The sequence below is a fragment of the Ventrimonas faecis genome (genome assembly GCF_040096075.1).
In the GTDB taxonomy this organism is placed as follows: domain Bacteria; phylum Bacillota; class Clostridia; order Lachnospirales; family Lachnospiraceae; genus Brotaphodocola; species Brotaphodocola faecis.
Window position 1 is genome coordinate 1 of the sequence record NZ_JBBMFJ010000060.1, and the last position, 3,224, is coordinate 3,224.

A 3,224-nucleotide genomic window follows, 5' to 3' on the forward strand; every position below is an offset into this window, starting at 1 on the left:
TCAGGGTTTTAAACACTGTTCAATCTTTCATTTTCAAGGTTCATGTTGTTGCTGTTCTCAGCGGCAACGTTCAATATCTTATCACATTGTTTTCGCTTTGTCAACAACTTTTTTAATTTCTTTTTGGAAATCTTTTTGATCTCCTGCCCCGTTCTCACGGGGCGAGGATTATAATATCAAATGTCACGGCAAAAGTCAACAGTATTTTTCAAATTTTTGGAATTTTTTTAATTGCTTGAAAAACGCGTATATTCTGATGTGCGTTCTATATGAAATAGCTTCTTTCCAGATAAGCACTTCTATATAGAATAAAACACATCCATTATCTGCTGCTTCTCTGTATCAATCACTCCATAGGTATTCAGACGGAGTTTCGGAATGACTGGCAGACTTACAAAGGCCAGCGTCATAAAGGCATCAACATCTTCATGAACTCCAAGCTCCTGTGAAAGTGACTTCATTGCCTCCAGTCTCCGATCTACTTCTTCTACCGGAAGCTCTGACATCAGACCTGCAATCTTTAGCGGAAGATCCAGTACTACCTTGCCATCTACCGCAATTGCCAGCCCTCCTTCATTTTCCACTACACGGTTTCCCGCTGCAGCTATATCTTCATCAGTCACTCCTGCTATAACCAGATTGTGAGAATCATGGCCAACACTAGTCGCTACTGCTCCTTTCTTTAAACCATAATTTCCAAGGAATCCGATTCCGATATGTCCGTTTCCTTCATGACGTTCCAACGCCACAAGCTTTACAACATCCTTTTCCGGATTTACTCCAGCTGCCAAACCAGGCAATTCTGTCCAGTTTTCTATTCTTTCTTTTGTAATCAGTTCATGGCTGACAAGATCAATCACCCGGATCTGATTTTTCTTTTTCGTCAAAGCAAGATCAGATAACTGTATCGGCCGGCAGTGGAACGAATGAAATACACGCTTTTTGATTTCAGCATCCCACTCTGGTGTCTCAGTTGCTTTCTCAAATATAACTTTTCCATTTTCTGCAGCCAGTTTTCCGTCCTTATAAACCCGGAGCACCTGAAAATCCCTCAGATTATTCAAAACTGTCAGATCAGCCCTGTATCCCGGTGCCACTGCACCATGTTTTTTCAGCCCAAAATATTCTGCTGTATGAAGCGTTCCCATTTTTATCGCGCGGATTGGATCCGCCCCCAATGCTACCGCCTCCCGGATAATAAAATCAATATGTCCGCCCCGAATCAGATCTCCCGGATGTTTATCATCAGTTACCAACATAGCCCGCTGGTAGTAGGGCGTATCAAAGACAGGCATCAGTTTTTTTAAGTTCTTGGCTGCTGTTCCCTGACGGACCATGATCCACTGCCCTCTGGCCAGTTTCTCCCGGGCTTCCTCAAATTCTGAGCATTCATGATCAGATGCGACACCGGCTGTTACATATGCATTCAAGCCCTTACCAGATAATCCCGGTGCATGACCATCGATCTGTTTTCCGTACTCCTGTGTTTTCCGAAGTTTTTCAATACAATCCGGAGCATTCTGAAGCACACCGTAGGAATTCATCATTTCAGCCAGCCCCAGCACCCGTTTATTCTGGTAAAACGGAAGCAGATCTTCCATATGCAGTTCCGCTCCAGATTCATCCAAAGCAGTCGACGGCACGCAGGATGGCATCATGAAATATATATCTAAGCGGAGATTCTTTGTTGCTTCCAGCATATACTGAATCCCGGCTATTCCTGCCACGTTTGCAATTTCATGAGGATCTGTAATTACCCCACAGGTTCCATGCGGCAGTACCATTCGTTCAAATTCCGACGGTGTCACCATGGAACTCTCCAGATGAATGTGTCCATCCAAAAAACCAGGACAGACATATGCACCCTTCAAATCAGTTTCCACGTCTCCCTCATAGTCTCCAATTCCAACAATGATACCGTCTTCTATGGCAATGTCTCCTTCTTCTACGGTTTCTGTAAAGACATTCACGATTTTTGCATGCTTCAACACCAGCTCTGCCTTTGTTCTCCCCGCTGCTGCAGAAATCTGTTTCATAAACTGATTCGTTGATGCCATAAGCTCCCCCTCCTGACTTCTCCTAAATCCTCCTGAATCTAATTTTGTTTTGTAATTCTAAAGTTGTAGTTTGCCTTTATTGTAGTCTATGGCCAGCAAAAATACCATAACTATTTTACGCAAGAAGCCAAGAAGCAATCTTGCCGAAATGTATTTAAAAAGGACTGCATCAAAAACAAAAAACGACAGAAGGATCCGTACGTCAGACCCCATCTGTCGACTTCTTATGCTTTAGCTTCTGTTGTCTGTTTCAGAAACCATCATGCATATCCAATGCAGAAAATCCTCCACTTTTTGCAAATGCACGATCCCCAACGGAATCACACACGCTCAAATAACAGATATCTCGTACCCTGAAAAGTCAGTTTACCGATGTCTCCTTCCGCCAGCATTCCATATTCTCTACCTGAAACCGGTAGTTCTATACGATCACCGCTCTCTACCTGAAACGTGACATGGTAACTGGTACTTGAGGTCGAATGGTAGCCATGCCCTCCAGACAGATCACCTGCATTTGCATGGCTATGATGCGTGATATTTTCACGCTTTGCGACAATAGTTGCAGTCACCGACAAACGCGGTGACTGATTGTTTTTATGCCATGTTCCGATTCCTGTTACAAACTGGAAGATGATCATTCCGAAAACCATCACGAAAATAATCGGAAACATAAACTCAAACAGCGTAAACATATAGCTCACCCTTTCTTCATCTAATCCTGTTCTTAAATATATTGAAATACCATTTTGTCACTCTTTGATTTTTTATACCTGCCAATACATACCATTATAATTCCAACAATTCTTCCTAATTTTCTATCTCCATTATACCATCCCGGAATCAAACATAAAATATAGGAATCCTGTCGGTTTTTGTCCTTTTTTATTAAGTCTTACTTTTAATATGGAGGGAACTTGCTAAAAGCGGCAGATTTTTTCTCATTAACAAATAAAAAAAGTGAAAGTCCTTACTTATAAGAACTTCCACTCTTTTAGAAGAGCTGCTGACGGGAATCGGACCCGTGACCTCCGCACTACCAATGCGACGCTCTACCGACTGAGCCACAGCAGCATATGCAATTTTCATTGCAAGAGCGCGAGACGGGACTCGAACCCGCGACCCCGACCTTGGCAAGGTCGTACTCCACCAACTGAGCCACTCGCGCAT

Annotated in this window: 2 protein-coding genes and 2 tRNA genes; all 4 read right to left on the reverse strand. The window is 43.0% G+C overall.

The window, feature by feature from the left end; all coding sequences use genetic code 11:
• Positions 1 to 299: 299 nt before the first annotated feature.
• Positions 300 to 2,057, reverse strand: coding sequence for an adenine deaminase (gene ade, locus WMO41_RS15680; RefSeq protein WP_349230571.1), 1,758 nt, complete (start codon positions 2,055 to 2,057; stop codon positions 300 to 302).
• A 320-nt stretch (positions 2,058 to 2,377) separates the two neighbouring features.
• Positions 2,378 to 2,749 (reverse strand): DUF2500 domain-containing protein, encoded by a 372-nt coding sequence (locus tag WMO41_RS15685; protein ID WP_349230572.1) that lies wholly within the window; start codon positions 2,747 to 2,749, stop codon positions 2,378 to 2,380.
• A gap of 306 nt (positions 2,750 to 3,055) precedes the next feature.
• A tRNA-Thr gene (locus WMO41_RS15690) sits at positions 3,056 to 3,128 on the reverse strand.
• Positions 3,129 to 3,149: 21 nt separating this feature from the next.
• Positions 3,150 to 3,222 (reverse strand) — tRNA-Gly (locus WMO41_RS15695).
• Positions 3,223 to 3,224 lie beyond the last annotated feature (2 nt).